The organism is Flavobacterium aestivum, from assembly GCF_026870175.2.
Classification (GTDB): Bacteria; Bacteroidota; Bacteroidia; order Flavobacteriales; family Flavobacteriaceae; genus Flavobacterium; species Flavobacterium aestivum.
The window spans coordinates 2308773-2331637 of the sequence record NZ_CP113977.2; the positions used below are offsets into that span (position 1 = coordinate 2308773).

Genomic DNA, 22865 nt, shown 5'->3' on the forward strand with positions numbered 1-22865 from the left:
GTTTTTTGTTAGTCCCATGTTTCTTAAGTTTATAAATGATTCAATCATTCATTAAATCTCTTTATTATTTCTTATGATTGTCCTTAGTAATATAAACAGTATTAAGCTACTTTTTTTATTAAAAAAGAACGAAAATACGTATTTTTTGCTCAAAGACAATCTTTAATCTTAATTTTTAAAAAAAAAAATAAAAACCTGAAAATCTTATACTTGTAAAACCATTAGATAAACAATGGTATCACTTCTTGCACAGAAGCTGGTTTTTGAAATGGGTTTAGTATTGCTTACATTCTTACTCCAAAAACAGTTTACTGCTTGTACTAAAGCTTTTTTGGACAATAATGCCGTATTGTTTGTTGTTTTCATAATTTGATTTTTTGGTTGATACTTATCCGAAAAATTGTATTTTTGTTTATTGCACGCAAGTAAAGGAGATAATATTTCTTACAATACCAATAAGAATTGTATCTTACTAAGGCAAACTTGTTTTATACCAAACCATATTATTTTAAAGAATTTTTAAATACCTTTGAGCTATGAGTACAACAGCAAAACCAAAACATATAGGCCGAAATATTAGCCGAATCAGAGAGCTTAGAGGAATGAAACAAGAAGCATTGGCTTTCGCCATTGGGGTAAGTCAACAATCTGTTTCTAATATTGAAGCTAGCGAAACTGTAGACGAAGAAAAACTACATGCAATTGCTGAAGTATTAGGTGTTACTGTTGAAGCTATTAAAAACTTTTCAGAAGAAGCAATTTTGAATATCATCGGAAATACATATCATGTTGATAATTCTTCTGCAGTAAATTACGGTTGTACTTTTAATCCATTAGATAAATTAATTCAAGCTCATGAAGAACAAATAAAACTTTACGAGCGTTTAGTTCAAGCAGAAAAAGATAAAGTAGAATATTTAGAAAAATTATTAAAAGGAAAATAACCTTTTATAGAATTATATTAAAACAGAAAAGAGACCTATATGGTCTCTTTTTATGTTTTTAATCTGTAATCACTTCCATTTAATGTTACAGCCTATACTCGGTTTTTGAGGTTCTTTTAAGCTTCTGTTGTAAATTAAGGCATCTATGGCACCTCTTAAATCACTACCGCTTAATGGGATTCCGTTTCCGCGTCTGGAATCGTCTAGTTGACCTCTGTAAAATAATTTATCCTCTGTGTCAAAAAGGAAAAAGTCTGGTGTGCAAGCGGCATCATATGCCTTGGCGACTTCTTGGCTTTCATCATATAAATAAGGAAATTCTATTTTGTTACGGAAAGCAAACTCAGTCATTAATTCAGGTGCATCTTGTGGGTATTTTGAAATATCGTTGCTTGAAATAGCAATTGTTCTAACGCCCTGTACTCGGTAATCATTAGCAATTTTTACGACTTCTTCAATAACATGATGAACAAAAGGGCAATGATTGCACATAAAGATGACCAAAGTCCCTTTTTGACCTTTTAAATCATCATAGGAATATTCAAAATTTGAATTAGTATCTTTTAACTTGAATTTTGGAGCCAAAGTTCCAAGTGGAGTCATATTTGATTCGGTTCTTGCCATTTTAATAATTTTACTTCCTTTCTATAAAAAAAGTGAAGAGGTTTTAATTTTTAAAATTAATAAAAAGGATTGTTTCTAAATGAAAAAGTTTAAATTTAATCGCCGAAATAATTGTTGAGTTTCTAAGTTAGAAAAAGAAAAAACTTAGAATCTTAGCTGCTTAGTATCTTAGTAACTTAAAAAAAATATGAATTTAACTTGGTCAGAATTTGAAAGAGTAGAAATGCGTGTGGGAACAATAGTAGAAGTTAATGATTTTCCCGAAGCCCGCAAGCCTGCTTTTCAACTCACAATTGATTTTGGAACTACAATCGGAATCAGAAAAACATCAGCTCAGATCACAAAACGATACCAAAAAGAAACATTGCTAAATAGGCAAATAGTTGCTGTTGTTAATTTCCCTAAAAAACAAATAGGGAAGTTTATGAGCGAATGTTTGGTTCTTGGTGCTGTAGGCGAGGAGGGAGACGTAATTTTGCTTGCTCCCGATTTTAAGATTGAGAATGGTTTGCGAATAGGGTAGTGTTTAGTGTTATTTCTTGAATAGCTCAATATTGGCTTTTATTTTTACTTCTTCGCCTACTAAAAAACCACCGGTTTCAATTGCAGCATTCCATACCAGACCAAAATCTTTTCTGTTTATTTTTCCTTTCAGTTGCAAACCTGCCTTAGTATTCCCCCAGGGATCTGTGTTGGTGCCTAAATATTTTATTTTTAAAATGGTTGGTTTTGTGACTCCTTTAATGGTAAACTTACCTACTAATTCAAAAATAGCATCACCAGTTCTTTTAAATTTGGTTGAGTTGAAAGTAATTTTTGGAAATTTCTCGGCATCAAAGAAATCGGCACTTTTTAAATGAGCATCTCTTTTTTGGTCATTAGTATCGATGGAATCAACATTTGCAGAAAAAGAAAACTCCGCATTTTCAAAATTTTCTTCCGCTTCAACGGTTCCTTGAATCTCGTTGAAGGTTCCGGTTAAAGTTACAATTTCGAGATGTTTAATTTTGAAGTGTACTGCTGAATGTATTGGGTCTATTTCCCATTTTGTATTTTCCATAGCTCATTTTTTTAGGGGGTTGGAATTTCTTTTGTTAGTGGTATTTTGGGTGTATTATAGATTGGAAATTAGGATTGGTTTACAGTTCTATTATTCTGATTTAATGCCATGTTGTATTTACAAATTGACGCAAATGGAAACCCTGTTTTGATGAACTCCATTTGCATCAAATGTTATATCATTATTTAGCCTGTGTTGTTGCCCGTAAGCAAAACAATTGGGAATAAAGAAAAAGTTAGTAATCTTATTTTTTCTTGTTTTTAGCAGCTACATAAGGATGTTCCTTTAATTCTACCAGTAAAAATTTTACTGCTACAGGACCAGCGTTCTCTGTAATGTGGGGACGTTCAGGAGCACTGACACCGGCCATTCCTGGTTCAAGAACAAATGATTCTTCTTTACCGTCTTGATAATGAATCATTAATTTTCCACTGGTAAGTGCGTAAAAGAAATGAGCTGGGTGGGTATGCATATCACTTTTTTCTCCAGGCTCAAGTGTAATCTCTGTCGCTCGCAAGAAAGTCGTGTCTGCTAAAACATGGTTCATCTTTGGGTTTACATTTTTCCATTCTTGAGCCGTAGCGTTGAATGTAAATAGGAAGAGTATAAATGCGCCTCCAGTAATAAGGGATAAGTTTTTTTTCATGATCCATTTTTTTAATTAATTAGACAATTAAAACAATATAAAATGAGATACAAAGGTACAGATTTTAACTCTTCTTTTGTTAAATTAAAATTGTAAATAATTGTTTTTTAGTTATTTAGTGTGTTTTTGTGCTAAAACAGAATCAAGAAAATTAGGAATGAAAGTATGATTTGTGTTTTTAATGAATCCTAGGTTTAATACTGTACTTTTGTGTCTTACTTCAAAGAATTAAATAAGGGTGGTTTTCTTGAGTTATTGTATATCAAATTGCAACTACCCATATACTCAAAAAAGATAAAAACGATTTATGAAGCAGTTTTTTAATTTATTCAATTTCAAACAAAAAGTAGATTATAAGATTGAGATATTGGCAGGACTTACCGTTGCCATGACTATGATTCCCGAGTCGCTTTCTTTTGCAATTTTGGCAGGTTTTCCTCCTTTGGTTGGTTTGTACGCTGCTTTTATAATGGGTTTAGTTACATCTATTTTTGGAGGCCGACCTGGATTAGTATCTGGAGGTGCTGGTGCTACAGTAGTGGTTTTGATAGCTTTGATGAAATCTAATGGGTTGGATTATGTTTTTGCGGCTGTAGCTTTGGCTGGGGTTTTTCAAATACTCGTTGGGTTATTTAAACTGGGTAAATTCATTCGTTTAGTGCCACAGTCGGTAATGTATGGTTTTGTAAATGGTTTGGCCATTATTATTTTTATGGCACAAATTGAGCAATTCAAAACGGTTCTTAATGGTGAGAGTGTTTGGCTTTCAGGTGACTCATTGTATGTGATGTTAGGCTTGGTGGTTTTAACCATTTCTGTAGTTATAGGTTTTTCTAAAATAACCAAAGCCATTCCTGCTTCTTTAGTGGCTATTATAGTTGTTTTTATAACTGTTTTGGTTTTTAATATAGAGACCAAAACGGTAAATGATATTGCTTCTATTAAAGGTAGTTTCCCTCCATTTCATATTCCGAATATTCCTTTGAGTTTTGAAGCATTTCAAATCATTTTTCCTTACGCTTTAATTATGGCTGGAGTAGGATTGACTGAAGGTTTGTTGACATTGAACTTGGTAGATGAAATAACGGAAACAAAAGGAAATAGTAATAGGGAGTGTATTGCCCAAGGGAGTGCAAATATTTTGAATGGATTTTTCTTCGGGATGGGTGGGTGTCCTATGATCGCTCAAACGCTTGTTAATCTTTCTGCAGGATCCAGAGCAAGGTTGTCAGGGATTATTGCTGCGATAACTATTTTATTAATTATATTGTTTGGAGCGCCTATTATTGGGCAATTGCCTATTGCGGCTCTGGTTGGGGTAATGATGATGGTGGCTATTGGAACTTTTGAATGGGCGAGTTTCCGTATTATTAATAGAATGCCCAAGCATGATATTTTTGTTTTAATTACGGTCGCTCTGATAACGGTTGTATTGCATAATTTGGCTTTGGCGGTTTTAATTGGAGTTATTATATCAGCTTTAGTCTTTGCATGGGAAAGTGCCAAACGAATTCGAGCCAGAAAATATATTGATGAAAATGGGGTTAAGTATTATGAAATATATGGACCACTATTCTTTGGTTCGACCACAGCATTTTTAGAGAAGTTTGATCTTGTTAATGATCCTGATGAGGTAGTTATCGATTTTAAAGAAAGCAAAATTATGGATATGAGTGCAATTGATGCCCTAAATAAAATTACGGAGCGTTATGCTAAAGTCAATAAAACGATTCGTTTGCGTCATTTAAGCGATAACTGCAGGCAATTATTGCAAAATGCCGATGCTATTATTGATGTGAATATTCTAGAAGATCCAACATATAAAGTGGCAGTAGATTGATAAAAATTCAAATAAAAAAGCAGTGTATTTTATAAACGCACTGCTTTTTTTATGAGTTAAGGAATCTTATTTTTCAATAGGGAAATTAGTTGATCCCCATTCTGTCCAGGAGCCATCGTAAACGGCTTTAGGATTATCTGAAATCAGCTCACAAGCTAATAATACAATGCAAGCAGTAATTCCGGAACCACAGGTAAATAACAACGGTTGGTCGTCCAGGTTTAAAATTTCTGACAGCATCTCTTTTGATTTGTATTTTCCGTCTTTCAAAAGTTCTGTATAAGGAACGTTTATGGAGCCGGGAATATGTCCGCTTCTTAATCCAGCTCTAGGTTCCTCGAGAGTTGCATTAAAACGGTCTTGCGATCTTGCATCTATCAGTGTTGCTTCTTTGGTTGCTATATTTTCAAGAATCTGTTCTTTGTTTTTTATGAATTCAGGTTGTAGTTTAGCTTCAAAATTACCAAGAAGGAAGTTGGTTGTTTCATGTCGAATTTCTATGGGATATCCTTCTTTGATCCATTCCGGGAGACCGCCATCTAATACAAAAACATTAGAATGTCCCATGGTTTTAAACATCCACCAAGCTCTAGGGCTTGAATAAATTCCTAAGGTATCATAAACTATAATGATACTGTTTTTGTTGATGCCTAATTTTTGACATTCAGCAGTAAACTTTTCTTGTGACGGAAAAGTATTGGGTAACGGATTGTTACTGTCGCTAAAATTGTTTTTTATATCAAATAAACGAGCACCTTTGATTTGTAGATTTGGATGAATATTTTCCAAATTAGATTGATTTTGATCTAATCTTGCATCGAGTATTATTACTTCTGAATCGTTTATATGATTCATAAGCCATGCTGCTGAAACTATTGGATTTGTCATAATTTAGGGGGTTATTTTGGCTATTAGTTGTTCTAAAATTACTTGTCCTTCTTCCCAATATTGAAGGTTTGAATCAGAGTTGATATGTCCTTTTTGACCTACGTTTACAAAATCACTTCCCCAATTGTTGGCTAATTCTATTCCTCTTTCTATTGACATATAAGAGTCATTTTCGGTTCCAATAACTACAGATGGGAAGGGGAGTTTTGAGGTAGGAATGGGAGCAAAGTTTCTTAGGAAATCCGATGTGTGTTCGGGTGAATCTACATCGGCGGGTGCCACAAGCATAGCGCCAATAATATTTGGATTATTGTTTTGGGAAACCCAGTGCATTACTAGCGAAACGGCTAGACTATGTGCTACTAAAATTGTTGGTTCTTCTATTTTTTGAATGGCTTTGTTTAGATTATACAGCCATTGTTCGAGCTGAGGTTCGTCCCAGTTATCTTGTATAACTTTGGTAGAGTTTATGAATTTTTTTAGCCAAAAGCTTTGCCAATGATTTTCTCCAGAATCGCCAAGTCCCGGAATGATTAATAAGTGCGGTTTCATTTTTTGATTATTTTGATACTATAAAAGTATAGTTTTTTTACAAACAGTAAAGAATTGATTACATTAAATGAAAAGTTGTTGAGAGGTTTTACTTTTAGATAAGGCTATAATAACAAAAAGCCCAAATGTCAATAGACTTTTGGGCTTTTTGTTAAGTAAGCATCAGTTAAATATCGTCAAATTCGATATCAGTAAAACTAGATGTATTTGGTACAATATCTTCATTTGTTTTATCTGAAGGATATTCTTTTTTGAAATCTTTTTGGTGTCTTTCAGAGATTACTTCTTCTCCTTTGTGGTTTAAAACATAAGAAGTCATGTCTTCTAGAATTTCAGAGAAAGCAGTAAAATCTTCTTTGTATAGATAGATTTTATGTTTCTTGAAATGGAATGATCCGTCTTCCTCAGTGAATTTTTTACTTTCGGTAATCGTAATATAATAATCATCTGCTTTTGTAGCCCTTACATCGAAGAAATAGGTTCTTCTTCCAGCTCTTAAAACTTTTGAGAATATTTCTTCCTTTTCTAACATATCATTTTCTCTCATAATCTTTTCGTCATTTTTTTATTTAATAGCACTCAAAAATCATAAAAATATATCTATTATCCAACAATTAAAGCAATTCTTTTTCCGAAAGTTGTTTTAAATAGAGCGCTGAATAAGGCCCGTCTTCATTTATCAATTGATTATGAGACCCTTGTTGTATAATTTTTCCGTCTTCAAGAATGATGATTTTATCTGCATTTTTTGCCGATGAAACCCTATGACTTACAATTATGGTAGTTTTATTCTTACATATTTCGTAAAGATTGTTCAAAATAGCTTCTTCGGTTTCGGTATCGACAGCAGATAGGCAATCATCAAAAAGTAAAATGGCTGGATTTTTTATTATAGCCCTTGCAATAGAAACTCGTTGTTTCTGACCTCCGGAAAGTGTAATACCTCTTTCTCCTAATATGGTGTCATATCCTTTATTAAAACCTATAATATTGTCATGAACTACGGCACTTTTTGCAGCCTCTTCTACTTCTTGATCAGTGGCTTCTTCTTTTCCAAATTTGATATTGTTTTTAATACTGTCCGAAAATAGAAAGGCATCCTGCGGTACAACTCCTATGCTATTGCGCAAATCGAATAAATTGACTTGACTGATCTCTTTATTGTCAATTAAAATTTGTCCGCTCGTAACATCATACATTCTTGATAACAAGGCCAAAATAGTAGATTTCCCTGAACCTGTTTTCCCTAGTATTGCCAGAGTTTCTCCTTTATGTACATTGAATGTTATGTTTTGAAGTGCTTTTATATGAGTGTCTTCGTAGGTGTAGCTTACATTGTCAAAAGTAATATCCCCATCAATTTTAGATCTACTAGGATTTGTGTTTTTTATTTCAGGAACGATTTTTAAAAATTCATTCAACCTCTTTTGAGAAGCTTCAGCTTCCTGAACCATTGAGGAAACCCATCCTAAAGAGGCAACAGGCCAAGTGAGCATGTTTATGTATAAAATAAACTCAGCAATGGTTCCAATGCTTTTTATGGTACCATGAATGTACATCATACCTCCAAAATAAATTACAACTAAGTTACTTACTCCTATCAGAGCGAGCATCAAAGGACCAAAAAGAGATTGCACTTTGGCTAAGCTTAAACTTTTGCTTTTACTTTCGGTGGCTAAATCTGTAATATTAGCTTGATGCTGATTTTCCAGAGAGTAGGCTTTTATAACTCTAATTCCAGAGAAAACTTCTTGTGTATAGCTTGAAACTTTAGATAGGTATTGCTGAAATGTGGTTGATCTTTTATTAATCTCAGAACTTAATTTGAAGATGCAATAGGATAATATTGGTAAAGGTAAAATTGTATATAAAGTAAGGCGAGGAGATACATTGTACATATAACCAATTACAATGGCAAATCTAATAACAGTGTTTATGGTGTACATAACAGCTGGTCCAACGTACATTCTTACCTTAGAAACATCTTCACTAATGCGATTCATTAAATCACCGGTTCGGTTTTGTTTATAGAAATTTTGAGATAGGTTCTCGTATTGACGAAATACTTCATTTTTTAAATCAAACTCAATATGACGGGACATTACAATTAGGGTTTGTCTCATCAGGAAGGTAAGGAAACCGGCTACAATGGTGGTTGCAATAATTAATAGAATGTTCGATATTAATTGTTGACTTATAATGGAGCTGTCTACTGCTTTACTTTTTGAAAATGCCTCGATTTGATTAAAGGACTTACTAATAAGTTTAGGAGTAAACAAAGAAAATATTTGTGCGATTATGGTGATAATAATTCCAAGTAAAAAGCTGTATTTATATTTAACGAAATATTTATTTAAATAACGTAATTCTTTCATATTTTAAGAGATTCGGTGTTGAATTGTTTTTGTTTTTTATTGAATGCTTTATTTTTAATAATTGTCTTAAAAAAATAAGCATCTGTATTTTGTTGTTAAATATTTAAAATTTTATTAAAAAAATGTTGTATGTATATTTTTTGTGTATGTTTGATATGTCTTTTTGACGAATTCGTAATTTATAACTAAAATATAGTACTATGGATGCTACTGTTGCAACTGGAAAAGAACTTCAAAAAATGGATCCTGTTTTTGGACAATTGTCTTTTAATGATCATGAGCAAATCGTATTTTGTAATGACAAAGATACAGGTTTAAAGGCAATTATTGGTATTCATAATTCGGTTATGGGACCTGCATTAGGAGGAACCCGTATGTTTAATTATGCCAATGAATGGGACGCTCTAAATGACGTTTTACGTCTTTCTAGAGGAATGACTTATAAAGCTGCGATTACTGGATTGAATATTGGTGGAGGTAAAGCCGTTATTATGGGCGATGCCAAAACTCATAAAACGCCTGAATTAATGCGCAAGTTTGGAGAATTTGTACATTCATTAAGCGGAAGATATATTACAGCTGAAGACGTAGGGATGGAAACATCGGATATGGATTTAGTGAGAGACGTAACACCATATGTTACTGGAATTTCTGAAGAAAGAGGAGGATCAGGGAATCCATCGCCAGTTACCGCTTTTGGGGTATATATGGGGATGAAAGCAGCTGCTAAACAACAATTTGGTTCAGAGAAATTAGAAGGCAAAAAAATATTGGTTCAAGGTATTGGGCACGTAGGAGAAACTTTGGTTGATTATTTGACAAAAGAAGGAGCTCAAGTTATTATTGCTGATATCAATGAAGAAAAATTGAATGAAGTTGCATCAAAATATAATGCTCAAATATTTACAGGAGATGATTTATACAGCGCCGATGTAGATATCTATGCGCCTTGTGCTATGGGGGCAACAATAAATGATGTTACTGTAAATAAAATAAAAGCAAAAGTGATTGCTGGTGCAGCTAACAACCAATTGGCAAACGAAAACACTCACGGATTAATTTTGCAAGAAAGAGGAATACTTTATGCTCCGGATTTCTTGATTAACGCTGGTGGAATTATCAATGTTTATGCTGAGTTAGCTCATTATGACAAAGCTGAAATTATGCGTAAAACCGAAAATATTTTTAATACTACATTAGAAATTTTTGATTATGCTATAGCAAACGGAATAACTACACATCAAGCGGCTTTGAATATTGCTCAAAATCGTATTGATTTAAGAAAGATAGAAAACAGTAAAAAATAGTTTTCAGCTTACACTGCTAAAAAAAGTCTCAGTTTTTGCTCTCAATTTGAGGACGAAAGCTGAGACTTTAATTTTTGCGTTGACTGATTATTGAGATTGAGACTAAAAACTATATTAAATAAAGCAGCTATAAATTTTCATTTAAGAGATGAAATTCTTAGTTTTGCAGACTAATTTTAAAAGTTCTTACAAGGTGGTAAACAGAAGACACATTCGCGTTAAAGTCATGCAATCCATTTATGCAATGCATCAAAATGGTTCTGATAATTTAGAGAAAGAAGAGAAATTTCTTTTTCATAGTATTGATGCCATCCAAGATTTATACCTTATCATGCTTTCTTCACTGATAGAAATCTGCAAAAAAGAAACTATATTTTTGCATCTATCAAGCAAAAAACACTTGGCTACAAAAGAAGAACGCAATCCTAATGAAAAATTCATTAAAAACAGCATTTTTCAAATTCTTGCAGAAAACAATTCCCTAAGTATTGCTCTGGAAAATCGTTCGATAAACAATTGGACCTTAAACGATGATTACATTATTCTACTTCTTAATGCTATAAAAGAAAGTAGTTTGTATGCTAAATACATGAGCAATAATGTAAACACTTTTGAGGAAGACAAAGATTTCATTGTTAATATATTCACGGATGTTATCGTTCCTAACGAAAAATTATACGAATATATTGAGGATGATAAACTAACTTGGATAGATGATGTTCCTTTGGTAAACACTCATATTATCAAGCAATTGAAAGGGATAAAGCAAGGTGAGGATGACAATTTTAAAGTTCCAAAATTGTACAAAGACAATGAAGATAAAGCTTATGCAAAAGACTTGTTCAGAAAAACGGTTTTGAATGAATCAGAGTTAACAAAAGAATATGTAGACAAAACGCCAAACTGGGATAGTGATAGGATTGCAGAGATCGATACGATTATTCTAAAAATGGCGATTTGTGAATTTTTGAAATTTCCTTCTATTCCTGTAAAAGTAACTCTTAATGAGTATTTAGAATTGGCCAAAGAATATTCTACCCCAAAAAGTAGTATTTTTATCAACGGGATATTAGATAATCTGGTAAAAGAACTGGAAAAAAGTAAAAGAATAGTTAAGATGGGAAGAGGTTTGATGTAAAAGCATTTTGCTGAAAAACAGTAATACCCAATCCTACTAAAAGATAAAATTAATTAACAAAAACTTAAATATTTAAATTATGGGACAATTAACTCAGTTTGCACCGTTTCTATTAATGTTTGTAGTGATCTATTTCTTTATGATCAGACCACAACAAAAAAGAGCTAAAAATGAAAAAGAATTTGAAAGCGGATTAAAAGTTGGTGATAAAATCGTTACAAAAAGTGGTATTCACGGGAAAATTGCTGAGCTTGCAGATTCTACTGTAATTATAGAAACTATGGCTGGAAAATTAAAAATGGAGCGTTCAGCTATCTCTATGGAAATGAGCGCTGCTTTGAATAGCAAACAATAATTAGAAAATATAATATTCAAAATCCCAAATTTCAATTGTTAGAATTGGAATTTGGGATTTTTTTTTAGCTCTAAAATAAATAGATTATTTCTTTTTACCTTTTTTAGATTTTTTGCTTTTTGCTTTCGCTTTTTTCTCTTTGGCTTTTGCTTTCGCCTTTGCTTTTTTGGCTTTATCTTTTTTAGCTTTCTTCGCTTTTTTAGCTTTCGCTTTTGCTTTTTCCTTGGCTTTAGCTTTTTTCTCTTTTTCTTTTTCTTTTTCTTTCTCTTTCATTTTAGCTTTATTTTTTTTCTTTTTCTTTTTCTCCTTTTTTTCTTCAGGAATAATAGGCTCTTGTTCAGTCTTGATTTCCTCGGTAATTTTGTCTTTTACAACTTCGATCTTTTCAATAATTACTGTAGGAGTACTTATTTTTGCTTTGTTAGACCTTGAAACAGGCTTTACAACAGTTGCTTTTGCTGCTACGGGTTCCTCTACTGCGGTTTTTGCAACAGTAGTTTTTGTTCTTGCGGCAGTAGGTTTTACAATAGCAGGTTTAGTTACTGCGGGTTTCACTACAGCAGGTTTTGCGGTAGTTGTTCTTGTTCTTGCGGTTGTAGGTTTAGTAATAGCTGATTTAGATACTGTTGGTTTGGTAGTGGCAGTTTTTTTATTCTTTGTAGTATCTGGACTAATAGCTATTTCTGGAATTACTTTTTCTTCTTTTTTTTCTATCATAACAGTATATATTAATATGTGATTTATTGTATAAACGATGTCGAAAAATAGGGGAGCTATTCATGTAAGTCTTTCAATACTAAAGAATTGGTAGGCTTTCATTAACAAATATAATGAAAAATAATATGCAAGAAATGTTAATTTTTTATCGATTTACTGTAAGTTTTAATAACTTTTTATTTAATCTGTATATCCTAAAAGGAGTGAGGGTAATCAATGCACAAAAAAACTCCTTTAAGAAATATACTTCACGTAGTTTTGCCAATACTTGCTACAACGAATTTGTGCAATTGGCTTAAAGAAAAGATGGTTTTGTATTTGTGAGAATTTGGCTTAGCCAAAAAATAAAACTAATTTAGCCCCTATGCTATTGTAGCAAGGAGACCTTACAGACAAGCTTAAATCAATTTTGTACCAAAAAATGAAATATATAATACTGTTTTCAATTTTTCTGTTTTCGTGTACTGAAAAGCCGAAAAATGAACCTATAAATTTCAACGAAAAAGTTGTAGATCTAGCTATCGAAAATTCCAATAATCAACTTATTGAACTTTCTGATTTATATGATTCGAAGTCTAAAAAAAATGTTGCTAATGATGAAGATGAAAAACTAATTTTAGTTCAAATTCTAAAAAAGAAAGGTTTTGAGGTTAAAGATTGGGGACGCGGAAATCATCCATTAGGTCCAAGAATGGTAGTTTTGATATTGAAAAAAGACAGTTGTGAGTGCGAAGTACGGAAAACGTATTATTCAAGTAATGATCTGTCTGAAGAAATTTATAAAATAACTGAAAGTATAAAATGTAAGAAAGCTATCCGGTAACAACGGATATTTGTAATTGCGGAGTTTCGAGTTTATTGAAATTTTCTGTTTTATTTCGCATTTTCGTTAAGCTAAAATACTCTACTATTAAGACCGAAAACCACTTGAATCGTGAGTAAGTTGGCAGATATCTTTCCTCACAACAAAAAAATATAAATCTAAAATTAATGAAAAGACAATTTAAAATTATCGTTCTATTTGCATTTCTAATATTTAGCAATAGTAATGCTCAATCAAATTCAAAAACATTTGCAATAAACTGGCCGAAAGAAGAAGGTTGGCATATAGTTAACCAACAAAATAATGCCGAGGGCTCAGTAACGATGATAGTATCGTTAAAAGGCAAAGAAACTATTGAAAATCATAGCGAAATTGTAACAACATATATTGGTCGTGGTTCTATGAATGTGCCAATAGAAACCAAACTTAAAGAATTATTGCACCCCCTTAAAAATGCACCTATAGCAATAAAAACAATAATTGAAAAGGATGAAAAAGCAGAATATCCTTGGTTCATTTGCAAAATCGAATACGCAAAGGAATCTCAACTTTGGTATGTTATTAAAGGAAAAAATGAATTATATGCTAGTTTCTGGGGAACTTACCAAAATGAGATAACACCAGAATCTCAAGAAAAATTGGTGAAAATTTTTAAATCTTCAAAAATAATATCAGAGTAACTCCCTACCATCTCAAAGCATCAGAGCGTTACGTAAGATTCCGGAAAATTTTACGCTAAAATTGTACTTGTTACCATTTTTTGGTAACTTGCTTGAAGATTTTAAAGCAATGGGAAAAAACACATCAATATCATTAGGAAACCATTTTGAAAGTTTCATCGAAAGCAGTATCAGTACAGGCAGATTCAACAATGCGAGCGAAGTTGTACGTGCAGGTTTACGCCTTCTTGAAGATGAAGAAAATAAAATTGTTGCTTTAAAAAAAGCCATACAAGAAGGGATTGATAGCGGAATTGCAGAAGATTTCGAACCTAATAAGTTTTTGGAATCATTAAAAGCAAGGAAAAAATAAATGGCTAAATATCATTTTACTAATAAAGCGCTTGACGACTTAACGGATATTTGGGATTACACCGTTGAAGAATGGTCACAAAATCAGGCTGAGAAATATTACAATCTAATTATGGCTTCTTGTATGGATTTGGCTAATAATCCACAATTTGGAAAATCTTATGAAATAATTTCATCAAATGTACTTGGTTATAAATGTGGAGAACATATTATTTTCTATAGAGAGATTTCAAAAAATGAAATAGAGATTCTAAGAGTTTTACACGGGATGATGGATTTGAAAAGCAAAATATAGAAACTTCATATAACAATAATAACGGAAAGTTGGCTTTGTATTTGGAATGATTTGCTTCGCCTGTTCGCTATCGCTCGGGTGGTAAACCCTCAAATAGAGTTTGATTTAGTCCCAAAACCGCTGTAGTAGTGGGGCGTTGTGGGTAATACTAACGTAGAAATGATGAATTAATTAAATTAGAAATCTATGATAAACAGTAATAAATCTTGGGCAGATTTGGTTCATGAAAATAAAAAGACGGTCAAGATAATATTATTTTCAATTCTTGGCATTTTTTTGATGATTATTATGTCTATTCTTTTTCTTGTTACAAAAGGCTACGATGTTACAACTTCTGGAATAACAAAACAGAAAAAAAGTCAAGATTCTTTAACTATAAAGAAACAAGAAAGAGCTATCACAGAAACGAAAAAAGAAACAATTGTGGTTCCGACGAAAATCATTGAATATAGAGACCGATTTAGAGATGTGTCAAAAGAAACCAAAACTATTGAAAAACCCTCTATAAATATTACAAGTACAGGTCAATCAGGAGGTATTACAGCACAAAATGTAAATATTGGAAAAGTAGTTCCTGAATTAAATGAAAATTTAAAAAAATCTTTGCTTGAAGCGTTTCCTGATAAAGGCGAAAAAATTTATTTATCCTATTTAATGGGTTCATCAAATAGAATGGACTTTGCCAATAAAATTCAAACTTTTCTGAGAAATGAAGGATATGCTAATATTAATGTTGGAATGATGGCTGCAGATCCAGAACCTAAAGGAATATCATATAATCGAAAAAACGGAATAACAAATTTAGTTGTAGGTGTTTTGGAAGAGTAATATAAATGTACTGCCTACAACGGATTTGAGCAATTGACTTAATTTAGTCCAAACTCGCTATATTAGCTGGACATTGTGCGTCATGTGGAGAACCGTAAAGAAATAGCAAATAAGCAAGAAAAAATGTATTATATAATCCAGGAAAATGTATTTAGAGAACCAAATTACGATAACATTTTTATTGTATTAGAAAAACTAAATCTACCTTTTGAAATTGTCAAAATTGAACCTTTCGCAGAAAATTTTGAAGTCAAGACAGAATTAGAAAATGTTTTTGTTTATGGTTCAGTTAAATTAGCAAAAATTGCTCAACAATATAATTTCAAACCAGGCTCTTATTATGGTGGAAACCATTCGTTTGAAGTATATTCAAAATATTATGGTAATAATTTACTAAACTATGATAGTGAAATTGCTGAATTTGGACATAACTTGAAATGGGAAGTTGGTGAAGAAAAATTTATAAGACCAAGCAGAGATGCAAAAGTTTTTACGGGTAAAAAATTCACTGAAATAAAATGGAATGATTTTGTTGAACAAGCCCTAAATAGTAAAGAAAATACCCTTTTAAATAGAGACACTAAAATTCAAATTACTAAACCGAAAAAGATTTATAAAGAGGCTCGTGTTTGGATTGTGGGAGGAAAGGTTGCAACAAGTTCATATTATCTTTTTCACGGAAATATAGAATTTGAAGAAAATGTTGATATTGAAGGCATAAACTTTGCCGAAAAAATGACAAAAATATATGAAGTTGCAGATGCATTTGTTATGGATATTTGCTTAACTAGCGAAGGATGGAAAATTGTAGAAATCAATTGCGTTAATAGTGCTGGATTTTATAAAGCAGATATTGAAAAATTGATAATAGCATTAGAAGAAAAATTAAACGTTAAAAAAATAACAACGAACGCATAACAACTACAACGAATTTGAACAATTGACTTAATTTAGTCCCAAACCCGCTGTAGTACCAGAACGTTGTGTGTCAGTGTAAAAAGAAAGAAAGAGATGAAAACATTAGTGATTATATCAATTTTATTACTCAGTATTTCTTGCAAAAACAAGGAAATAAAATCAGTTGAAAAAACAGATAATTCAAATGAGATAGAAAAGACAATTTCTGAAAATAAAAATAAATCTGACACTACTGATATTAAAGATTACCAAAATGAAGTAATGAATGAAAAAGATATTCTTTTTAATGGAAAACTAAAAAGATATTTCACTCTAAGTGACTTCGAAAAAGTTTTTGGAGAAAATGACAGCATTAAACTAGTCATAGAGGAGGAACCTTGCTATTCAATTTTTGAAAATAAAGATGGAAGTGTTGATCCAGAAGACAAGTATCTTTATAAAGATGGCTCTCGATTTGAAAACTCAAAAGACAAAGTAGCCGTGGATGAATTTAGATTTACAAAAAATAATTTTATTTTATTTAAAGGAATAAAATTAAAATCAACTACATCAATAAGTGACCTCCAAAAACTCTTTCCAAATGCAACTAAAGATATTGGGGAGATGGATGTTTATGGAGAAGGTAAACTGCAAGTGATTCAGTTAAGAGAGGATGAAAATAATATTTCTGACGGACATATAAATATATTTATTAAAAATGATAAATTATACTTTATGCATTGGTGGTTTCCTTGTTAAAACACCGAACGCACAACAGCTACTACAACGGATTTGAGCAATTGGCTTAATCGAAAGATGGTTTTGTATCTGGAAGATTTTCTTCGCCTGTTCGCTATCGCTCGGGTGGCAAATCCGAAGAATTGGCTTAATTTAGTCCCAAAACCGCTGTAGTCCCAGAACGTTGTGTGTAATGCGAAAAAACAAAAGAATTAAATCATATTTAGGTAATGAAAAACGAATTTCCAATTATAAAGACTGACCGAATCTTATTGCGAGAAATTACGGGTTTAGACCTCGAAAATATCTTCAAAGGACTTTCAAATCCTGATGTTATTCGGTATTATGGAATTAATTTCGATAGTTTGGAGAAAACAAAAGAACAAATGATTTGGTTTTCGGACAAGAAACAAATGTGGTGGGCAATCTGCTCTCTTGATAATAAAACTTTTTACGGAGCAGGTGGGCTAAATGATATTAATATTAAAGAGAACAAAGCAGAAATCGGACTTTGGCTTCTTCCGGATTTTTGGGGTAAGGGAATTATGAAAGAAGTTTTACCTTTAATCTATAATTACGGATTTAAAAACCTTAAACTACATCGAATTGAAGGATTTGTTGAAACCGAAAATTTGAATTGTAAAAAAGCAATGGCTAAACTTGATTTCATAAACGAAGGAACAATAAAAGATTTTGAAGTAAAAAATGAAAAATCAATAAGTGTTGATATTTATGTGAAAACAAATTGATTGCACAAAGCACTACACACAACAGCTACTACAACAGATTTGGGCAATTGGTTTAATTTAGTCCCAAACCCGCTGTAAGTGGGACGTTAGCAGTAATCTTTCAGAAATAATAGCTTATGACAACAACAACTATTGACCACTTAAACTTAGTTTTCACCTTTGTAAACTTATGTGTTTTCATTTACTTTACTATACTTGTTCATAACTATAATAAATCCAAAGATCGTATTGATTTTTTACGTCAAGTTCCTCTAATTTCCATTGAACAAAATTATAACAGTAACTATTACATCAAAAATGTAGGGAGCGGGCCAGCTCTGAATATTAGAATATTAAGCCAACCTGATTTTGAAAATAAAACTTGGAGAAAAAACGAAATTGCATATAGTTTGTTTGGAGATTCAACAGAAATTGAATTAAACACATTTGATAAAAGTGCATATCTAATATTATATAGTGACATTCATCAGAAAAAATATTATTCATATATGAACAATAATAGTTTAAGTTTTGGCGCTTATAAAAAAACTAAATCTGACGATGAAATTAATAAAATTCTAAAGTTTAAAAAACCAAAAGAACAGTTAAGGGATGAACATTTTCCATCTGTTTAAAAATACTACTGTTAACAACTTCTACAACGGTTTTGGATAATTGATTTAATAGAAAGTTGGCTTTGAGTTTGATATGTTTTGGCAAATCCGAAAATAGGGCTTAACTTAGTACAAACCCCGCTTAAAGCGTGAGAACTATATACATAAGTAGCAAACCATTCTTTTGAAAATACTAAATTATAAAGCATACTATTATGAAGAAAATTATAATCTTACTATTTTTTGCTCTATTCACAACAATATTATCTGCGCAAAGTCAGCTAAAAAAGGGAACTTTAAACGAGAGTAGTCAAAATAAAGTAGACAATGCAACAGACGTTTATCAATTATTTCCAACGCAGAATATATGGACATTTATTAAGTTAAATACAAGAAATGGAAAAATGTGGCAAGTACAATTCAGTATGAAAGATAACAGAATTGTAACAGAATTAAATTCAATTCCTCTTGTATTAAGTGAAATGGAAATAAACGGTAGATTTACGTTGTATCCCACTGAAAATATGTGGACTTTTATTTTGCTTGACCAAATTGACGGAGATACATGGCAAGTTCAGTGGTCAAATGATGATAAGAACAGAGGTATTATACGAATGAAATAAAAAAAATGCAGAAAGCATAGTAGCTGTATCTGTTGCGCAATTCTCTCATAAAACACAAAACAAACCTCTTTTAAAGCGATTTAAAAGAGGTTTGTTTTTTAGTTGAAGCAAACTTAAAATAGCTCTTTTGATTATTTGTAATAAAAATAATATTTATATTTGTTTAATAACCAATACAAAGTAGCGACTAAACCTCTTAAAAAGGAGTGATTGTCGCTACTTTGTAGCGAGTATATGCAAGTTATGCACAATAATCCTAAAAAACGAACTAATATGGAATATAGAATTAAAGAAAAACATAATTTAAAATTGCCAGTCTATTTGTCAATTTCTTTTAAAACAAAAATTGATGCAGAAAATCATTTGAGGCAATTACCCGTAAAGCAAGACACTGTTTATTCAGTTGTTTATGGAACATATTATTCATCAACTGGTGGATTTGCAGAAAGCAAAGAATAAATTTCAAACAATATGGTAATTGAGAATATTATAATTGAAAATCAAGAAGTTCTATATTATTCCAAAGCATTAAATTATTTTACAGACAAACAAAATGTCTTAAAGATTTCCGAAAATATTAACGGTGAAAATGTTATTAATTTTTCAATTGTCAATAATTACATTAATGATTTGGAATTTAAACCAAATGTTTATGGTTTACTTACAAGAGATGTAAATGAAGAAAATTGGAAATTAAGGTATATTGGGCAGCGTAAATCAAAAGATATTAAACAAAGACTTTGCCAACATTTAAAAAAGAAGCATATAAAAACTGGTGCTCAACTAAACAAAATAAAATCAGAATTAGTTATTGGAAAAGAAATAGGGATTAAATTATTAAGTATTTATCCAGATGAATTAAGACAATACTACGAAGAAAAACTAATAACTGACTTACAACTTGATTGGAATATACAAAATAATTACGGCGGCTAACAGCCGTTTGGAAAGATTGAGGTTTTAGAGGAATTACACAATCAAGAACGTTTATATTAAGCAGAAAATGCTCTACTACAAAGTTGTAAACCGCTTGAAAAGTTAGCCATCATTAAAAAAAACACAATATGATTATAAAATTTCAAGGAGAACATAAATCTTTAAAAACATTCGAGAGTCAAAATCTTGACGACTTTTCAGTAATTACAGGAAAAAATGGGTGTGGCAAAAGTCAATTAATAGAACTTATAGGATTAAAAGCAAACAGTGAGTTAAGTCCTCTTTTGAGTTTCGATTTTGAGCCTAAAATTTCCAAGATACAATTAGAAGGAATTGAAAATAGCGATCTATCCGCTTTAAACAATTCAAATTGGAAAAGTAAAATAGATCTATATATTAATCAATTTAATTCATTAGGGGAAAACACAAAATTGCTGGTTGAGTTGATGGTAAATGATAGCATCTGGATGACTTCTGAAGTCAATGAGCCATTTTTTAAATCAATTACAACAATTCCAACTTCTCAAGTAGAGGAATTGGTTACAAATTCATTAAAAGAAATTGAGCCAAAATGGTTTACGCAACAAAGAGCATATAGTGAGATTGCCTACAGATTACGACAACATAATTTTTTCACCGAAATTATAAGAAAAACAGTGTTAGTGTCAATATTTGTAGCGAGATATAGAAATAAGCCAATTTCAGATCTAGTTGGAGGTGATTTCTACCTTACACCTGTTCCAGATTATTTCTTAGATGACCCCAAATTATTTGGCTCTCAATTAGAATTTGTATTTTATAATTATGCCAAAAGGAGGGATCAAAACCAAAGACTTTTTTTTGAAAAATCAACTTACGATGAAGAAAATAATTCGATTTCAGACGAAGAATTTATCAAGACATTTATACCACCTTGGACATCGATAAATGTGATATTAAGTCAACATAATTTAAAGTTTCAATTCAAAGGAATAGATAGGAAAGATTTTTCTAGTGATGCAAATATCTCATTTCAATTAATAAAAACGACTGTTGGTAAGGATATAGAGTTTCAACATTTATCATCAGGCGAAAAGGTTATTATTGGTCTAATCATAAAGTTATTTACTAGTTATTATTATAGTGAAAAGTTAGAGTTCCCTGAATTAATTGTTCTAGATGAGCCTGACGCTCATCTACATCCCGAAATGTCCAAGTTACTTATTGATGTATTGCTTGGCACTTTCGTACAAAAATTGGGAATAAAAGTAATCGTTGTTACTCATTCTCCCTCGACTGTTGCGCTTTGTCCTGACAACTCAATTTATCAGTTAGAAAATGAACCGGTAACAACCTTACATAAAATTGAAAAAAATGAAGCATTAAAACTTCTTACAGATTTTATACCTACTTTGTCTATTGATTATAAAAATCATAAGCAAGTATTCGTTGAAAGCCCAACAGATATAAGATATTATCAAACTATATTTAATAAACTAAACCAAGAAAGAAACTATCCATTTAGATTGTATTTTATCTCAAATTCATATGGAAAAGGGAGTTGTGAACAAGTTATAAAAATTGTGGACGACATTAGAGAATCTGGAAATACAACTGTTTTTGGAATAATAGACTGGGATCTTAAAAATTCTTCAAATACCTTTGTAAAAGTTCATGGAGAAAATAAAAGATATAATGTGGAAAATTACCTATACGATCCCATATATCTGTCGATTCTTTTTATGAATTTGAAAGCTCACGGGATTTATAAAGAGCTTGGTATTGAAGAAACCATTAACCAATATTTAATCGGAAATGAGTCTGATGAATTTCTGCAAAAGATATCAGATTGGTTCTTCAGCAAATATTACGAAGTGCATAAAATAAATGAAGGATTAATTTCGGATCTTGTAGAAGTCGAATATTTAAACGGCAAGAAAATTAAGATGCCTATTTGGTTTTTACAGTTTCAAGGTCATGATTATGAAACCAGGCTAAAACAGGTATTTAACGCATTAGATAAATTTACTGGAGAAGGTAAATTACAACAAGAAATTACGACCATAGTCGGGAAATGCTATCCTTTTATACCGAAAGACTCTGAACTGCTAATTGAAGAAATAATAAACGGAGGCTAATAGCGGTTTGGCGCAATAGCTATTGCTGAGTCAATTTGACGTTTTATCTTCACGAAAAAACTCTATGTTTAGTAGAAAATAATCTGCTAACTTTGAACGTAACTAGCTCTAAGCTGAGAGTCGTTAATATACAATAAAATCAAAAAAAAGAGACCTTATTTAAGGTCTCTTTCCTGTTTTTAATATATCTTTTATAAAAGGTTATTCCCTTTTAATAACTTTTCTAAATATTCGACTTTGTCTTTCTCAGCTTGAACTAAACGTTCGTAAAGTTCTACAACTTTATCAAGAGGATTGAATGTGCATTGATGATTTTGACCAAATGCGCCTTGGCTATTGCTGAAATCAGTATCATTAAAAGTATTAAAATAATTTATAACGGCTTCTTCTGAAAAGTTTTTTATTGCTTCAACTGTAACGCCCAGCACCTTTGCAACTTCCGCAAGTTTTTCTTCGTCTATAGTTTCGCTATTCTCCATAGCAGATATTGCCTGCTGGTTTGTTCCTAAAGCTTGTGCTAAAGCTTCTTGTTTCATGTCTCGGAGTTCACGAATACGGCTGATTTTTCGGCCTATGTGATTTGGTTTTGTTAATGTGCTCATAGAATCAAAGATAATAATTAGAAATAAAAAAATAAACAATATGTAAAAAACATATTTTCATTCTGTACGATACATTCAAAAATGATTCTGTACGAAATGTCTTCTTCTTTACTTGCAGTGTATTAAACAAAAATACAATTTAAAAACAATGTTTAACATCTAAAAGTAAAAATTATGAATTGGCTTA

General features: G+C 31.4%; 29 protein-coding genes. 19 read left to right on the forward strand and 10 right to left on the reverse strand.

Features of this window, described 5'->3' with window-relative positions:
- Positions 1 to 204: 204 nt before the first annotated feature.
- Positions 205 to 366 carry a hypothetical protein gene (locus OZP08_RS09935; RefSeq protein WP_268845942.1) on the reverse strand — a complete coding sequence of 54 codons (162 nt, stop codon included), beginning with the start codon at positions 364 to 366 and terminating at the stop codon, positions 205 to 207.
- Positions 367 to 536: 170 nt separating this feature from the next.
- Here OZP08_RS09935 and OZP08_RS09940 point away from each other — a divergent pair, with 170 nt between their 5' ends.
- Positions 537 to 944, forward strand: a complete 408-nt coding sequence (locus OZP08_RS09940) for a helix-turn-helix domain-containing protein (RefSeq protein WP_268845943.1) — start codon at positions 537 to 539, stop codon at positions 942 to 944.
- A gap of 69 nt (positions 945 to 1013) precedes the next feature.
- Here the strand turns inward: OZP08_RS09940 and OZP08_RS09945 are convergent, their stop codons facing one another.
- On the reverse strand, positions 1014 to 1568 hold the full coding sequence (locus OZP08_RS09945; protein ID WP_268845944.1) for a thioredoxin family protein: 555 nt from the start codon (positions 1566 to 1568) through the stop codon (positions 1014 to 1016).
- A gap of 187 nt (positions 1569 to 1755) precedes the next feature.
- Here OZP08_RS09945 and OZP08_RS09950 point away from each other — a divergent pair, with 187 nt between their 5' ends.
- The gene (locus OZP08_RS09950) at positions 1756 to 2091 is read left to right on the forward strand and encodes a tRNA-binding protein (RefSeq protein WP_268845945.1); all 336 of its coding nucleotides are present in this window, start codon (positions 1756 to 1758) and stop codon (positions 2089 to 2091) included.
- Between the two features lie 9 nt (positions 2092 to 2100).
- On the opposite strand, the gene OZP08_RS09955 is transcribed toward OZP08_RS09950, so the two are convergent.
- On the reverse strand, positions 2101 to 2628 hold the full coding sequence (locus OZP08_RS09955; RefSeq protein ID WP_268845946.1) for a YceI family protein: 528 nt from the start codon (positions 2626 to 2628) through the stop codon (positions 2101 to 2103).
- 244 nt (positions 2629 to 2872) lie between these two features.
- Complete coding sequence (locus tag OZP08_RS09960) at positions 2873 to 3274, reverse strand: cupin domain-containing protein (protein WP_281321749.1); 402 nt, start codon at positions 3272 to 3274, stop codon at positions 2873 to 2875.
- A gap of 307 nt (positions 3275 to 3581) precedes the next feature.
- Here OZP08_RS09960 and OZP08_RS09965 point away from each other — a divergent pair, with 307 nt between their 5' ends.
- Complete coding sequence (locus OZP08_RS09965) at positions 3582 to 5114, forward strand: SulP family inorganic anion transporter (RefSeq protein WP_268845948.1); 1533 nt, start codon at positions 3582 to 3584, stop codon at positions 5112 to 5114.
- Positions 5115 to 5180: 66 nt separating this feature from the next.
- Here OZP08_RS09965 and OZP08_RS09970 read toward each other — a convergent pair whose 3' ends face one another.
- The 4 genes from OZP08_RS09970 to OZP08_RS09985 all read right to left on the reverse strand — a co-directional run bounded on the left by OZP08_RS09970 (position 5181) and on the right by OZP08_RS09985 (position 8929).
- A complete protein-coding gene (locus OZP08_RS09970) occupies positions 5181 to 6002 on the reverse strand; it encodes a sulfurtransferase (RefSeq protein WP_268845949.1) in 822 nt (273 codons plus the stop codon).
- Positions 6003 to 6005: 3 nt separating this feature from the next.
- Entirely contained in the window at positions 6006 to 6554 is a 549-nt protein-coding gene (locus OZP08_RS09975) for an RBBP9/YdeN family alpha/beta hydrolase (RefSeq protein WP_268845950.1), read from the reverse strand.
- Between the two features lie 166 nt (positions 6555 to 6720).
- Positions 6721 to 7101, reverse strand: coding sequence for a PUR family DNA/RNA-binding protein (locus OZP08_RS09980; RefSeq protein ID WP_268845951.1), 381 nt, complete (start codon positions 7099 to 7101; stop codon positions 6721 to 6723).
- Between the two features lie 67 nt (positions 7102 to 7168).
- A complete protein-coding gene (locus OZP08_RS09985; protein ID WP_281321750.1) occupies positions 7169 to 8929 on the reverse strand; it encodes an ABC transporter ATP-binding protein in 1761 nt (586 codons plus the stop codon).
- Between the two features lie 200 nt (positions 8930 to 9129).
- Here OZP08_RS09985 and OZP08_RS09990 point away from each other — a divergent pair, with 200 nt between their 5' ends.
- The 3 genes from OZP08_RS09990 to yajC all read left to right on the forward strand — a co-directional run bounded on the left by OZP08_RS09990 (position 9130) and on the right by yajC (position 11729).
- Positions 9130 to 10236 carry a Glu/Leu/Phe/Val family dehydrogenase gene (locus OZP08_RS09990; protein ID WP_281321751.1) on the forward strand — a complete coding sequence of 369 codons (1107 nt, stop codon included), beginning with the start codon at positions 9130 to 9132 and terminating at the stop codon, positions 10234 to 10236.
- A gap of 226 nt (positions 10237 to 10462) precedes the next feature.
- Complete coding sequence (gene nusB / locus OZP08_RS09995; protein WP_268849481.1) at positions 10463 to 11374, forward strand: transcription antitermination factor NusB; 912 nt, start codon at positions 10463 to 10465, stop codon at positions 11372 to 11374.
- Between the two features lie 79 nt (positions 11375 to 11453).
- Positions 11454 to 11729, forward strand: a complete 276-nt coding sequence (gene yajC, locus OZP08_RS10000) for a preprotein translocase subunit YajC (protein WP_268845952.1) — start codon at positions 11454 to 11456, stop codon at positions 11727 to 11729.
- A gap of 84 nt (positions 11730 to 11813) precedes the next feature.
- Here the strand turns inward: yajC and OZP08_RS10005 are convergent, their stop codons facing one another.
- The gene (locus OZP08_RS10005; RefSeq protein ID WP_281321752.1) at positions 11814 to 12446 is read right to left on the reverse strand and encodes a hypothetical protein; all 633 of its coding nucleotides are present in this window, start codon (positions 12444 to 12446) and stop codon (positions 11814 to 11816) included.
- 421 nt (positions 12447 to 12867) lie between these two features.
- On the opposite strand from OZP08_RS10005, the gene OZP08_RS10010 reads away from it, so the two are divergent.
- The 13 genes from OZP08_RS10010 to OZP08_RS10070 all read left to right on the forward strand — a co-directional run bounded on the left by OZP08_RS10010 (position 12868) and on the right by OZP08_RS10070 (position 22076).
- On the forward strand, positions 12868 to 13269 hold the full coding sequence (locus OZP08_RS10010) for a hypothetical protein (protein WP_268845955.1): 402 nt from the start codon (positions 12868 to 12870) through the stop codon (positions 13267 to 13269).
- Between the two features lie 167 nt (positions 13270 to 13436).
- On the forward strand, positions 13437 to 13949 hold the full coding sequence (locus OZP08_RS10015) for a hypothetical protein (protein ID WP_281321753.1): 513 nt from the start codon (positions 13437 to 13439) through the stop codon (positions 13947 to 13949).
- 109 nt (positions 13950 to 14058) lie between these two features.
- Positions 14059 to 14301: a type II toxin-antitoxin system ParD family antitoxin gene (locus OZP08_RS10020; RefSeq protein WP_268845957.1), complete on the forward strand. Its 243-nt coding sequence runs from the start codon at positions 14059 to 14061 to the stop codon at positions 14299 to 14301.
- Positions 14302 to 14595 carry a type II toxin-antitoxin system RelE/ParE family toxin gene (locus OZP08_RS10025; RefSeq protein ID WP_268845958.1) on the forward strand — a complete coding sequence of 98 codons (294 nt, stop codon included), beginning with the start codon at positions 14302 to 14304 and terminating at the stop codon, positions 14593 to 14595.
- Between the two features lie 186 nt (positions 14596 to 14781).
- The gene (locus OZP08_RS10030; RefSeq protein ID WP_281321754.1) at positions 14782 to 15423 is read left to right on the forward strand and encodes a hypothetical protein; all 642 of its coding nucleotides are present in this window, start codon (positions 14782 to 14784) and stop codon (positions 15421 to 15423) included.
- Between the two features lie 123 nt (positions 15424 to 15546).
- Complete coding sequence (locus OZP08_RS10035) at positions 15547 to 16341, forward strand: ATP-grasp domain-containing protein (protein ID WP_268845960.1); 795 nt, start codon at positions 15547 to 15549, stop codon at positions 16339 to 16341.
- 93 nt (positions 16342 to 16434) lie between these two features.
- Positions 16435 to 17079: a hypothetical protein gene (locus tag OZP08_RS10040; protein WP_268845961.1), complete on the forward strand. Its 645-nt coding sequence runs from the start codon at positions 16435 to 16437 to the stop codon at positions 17077 to 17079.
- A gap of 209 nt (positions 17080 to 17288) precedes the next feature.
- Entirely contained in the window at positions 17289 to 17807 is a 519-nt protein-coding gene (locus tag OZP08_RS10045; RefSeq protein WP_268845962.1) for a GNAT family N-acetyltransferase, read from the forward strand.
- Positions 17808 to 17923: 116 nt separating this feature from the next.
- Positions 17924 to 18421, forward strand: coding sequence for a hypothetical protein (locus OZP08_RS10050; protein ID WP_281321755.1), 498 nt, complete (start codon positions 17924 to 17926; stop codon positions 18419 to 18421).
- Between the two features lie 194 nt (positions 18422 to 18615).
- Positions 18616 to 19023 carry a hypothetical protein gene (locus tag OZP08_RS10055; RefSeq protein ID WP_268845964.1) on the forward strand — a complete coding sequence of 136 codons (408 nt, stop codon included), beginning with the start codon at positions 18616 to 18618 and terminating at the stop codon, positions 19021 to 19023.
- A 273-nt stretch (positions 19024 to 19296) separates the two neighbouring features.
- Entirely contained in the window at positions 19297 to 19482 is a 186-nt protein-coding gene (locus OZP08_RS10060; RefSeq protein WP_268845965.1) for a hypothetical protein, read from the forward strand.
- Between the two features lie 12 nt (positions 19483 to 19494).
- Positions 19495 to 19959: a hypothetical protein gene (locus tag OZP08_RS10065; protein WP_268845966.1), complete on the forward strand. Its 465-nt coding sequence runs from the start codon at positions 19495 to 19497 to the stop codon at positions 19957 to 19959.
- Positions 19960 to 20087: 128 nt separating this feature from the next.
- Positions 20088 to 22076, forward strand: coding sequence for an AAA family ATPase (locus tag OZP08_RS10070; protein ID WP_281321756.1), 1989 nt, complete (start codon positions 20088 to 20090; stop codon positions 22074 to 22076).
- Positions 22077 to 22267: 191 nt separating this feature from the next.
- Here OZP08_RS10070 and OZP08_RS10075 read toward each other — a convergent pair whose 3' ends face one another.
- The gene (locus OZP08_RS10075; protein ID WP_268845969.1) at positions 22268 to 22678 is read right to left on the reverse strand and encodes a helix-turn-helix domain-containing protein; all 411 of its coding nucleotides are present in this window, start codon (positions 22676 to 22678) and stop codon (positions 22268 to 22270) included.
- Positions 22679 to 22865: the final 187 nt, after the last annotated feature.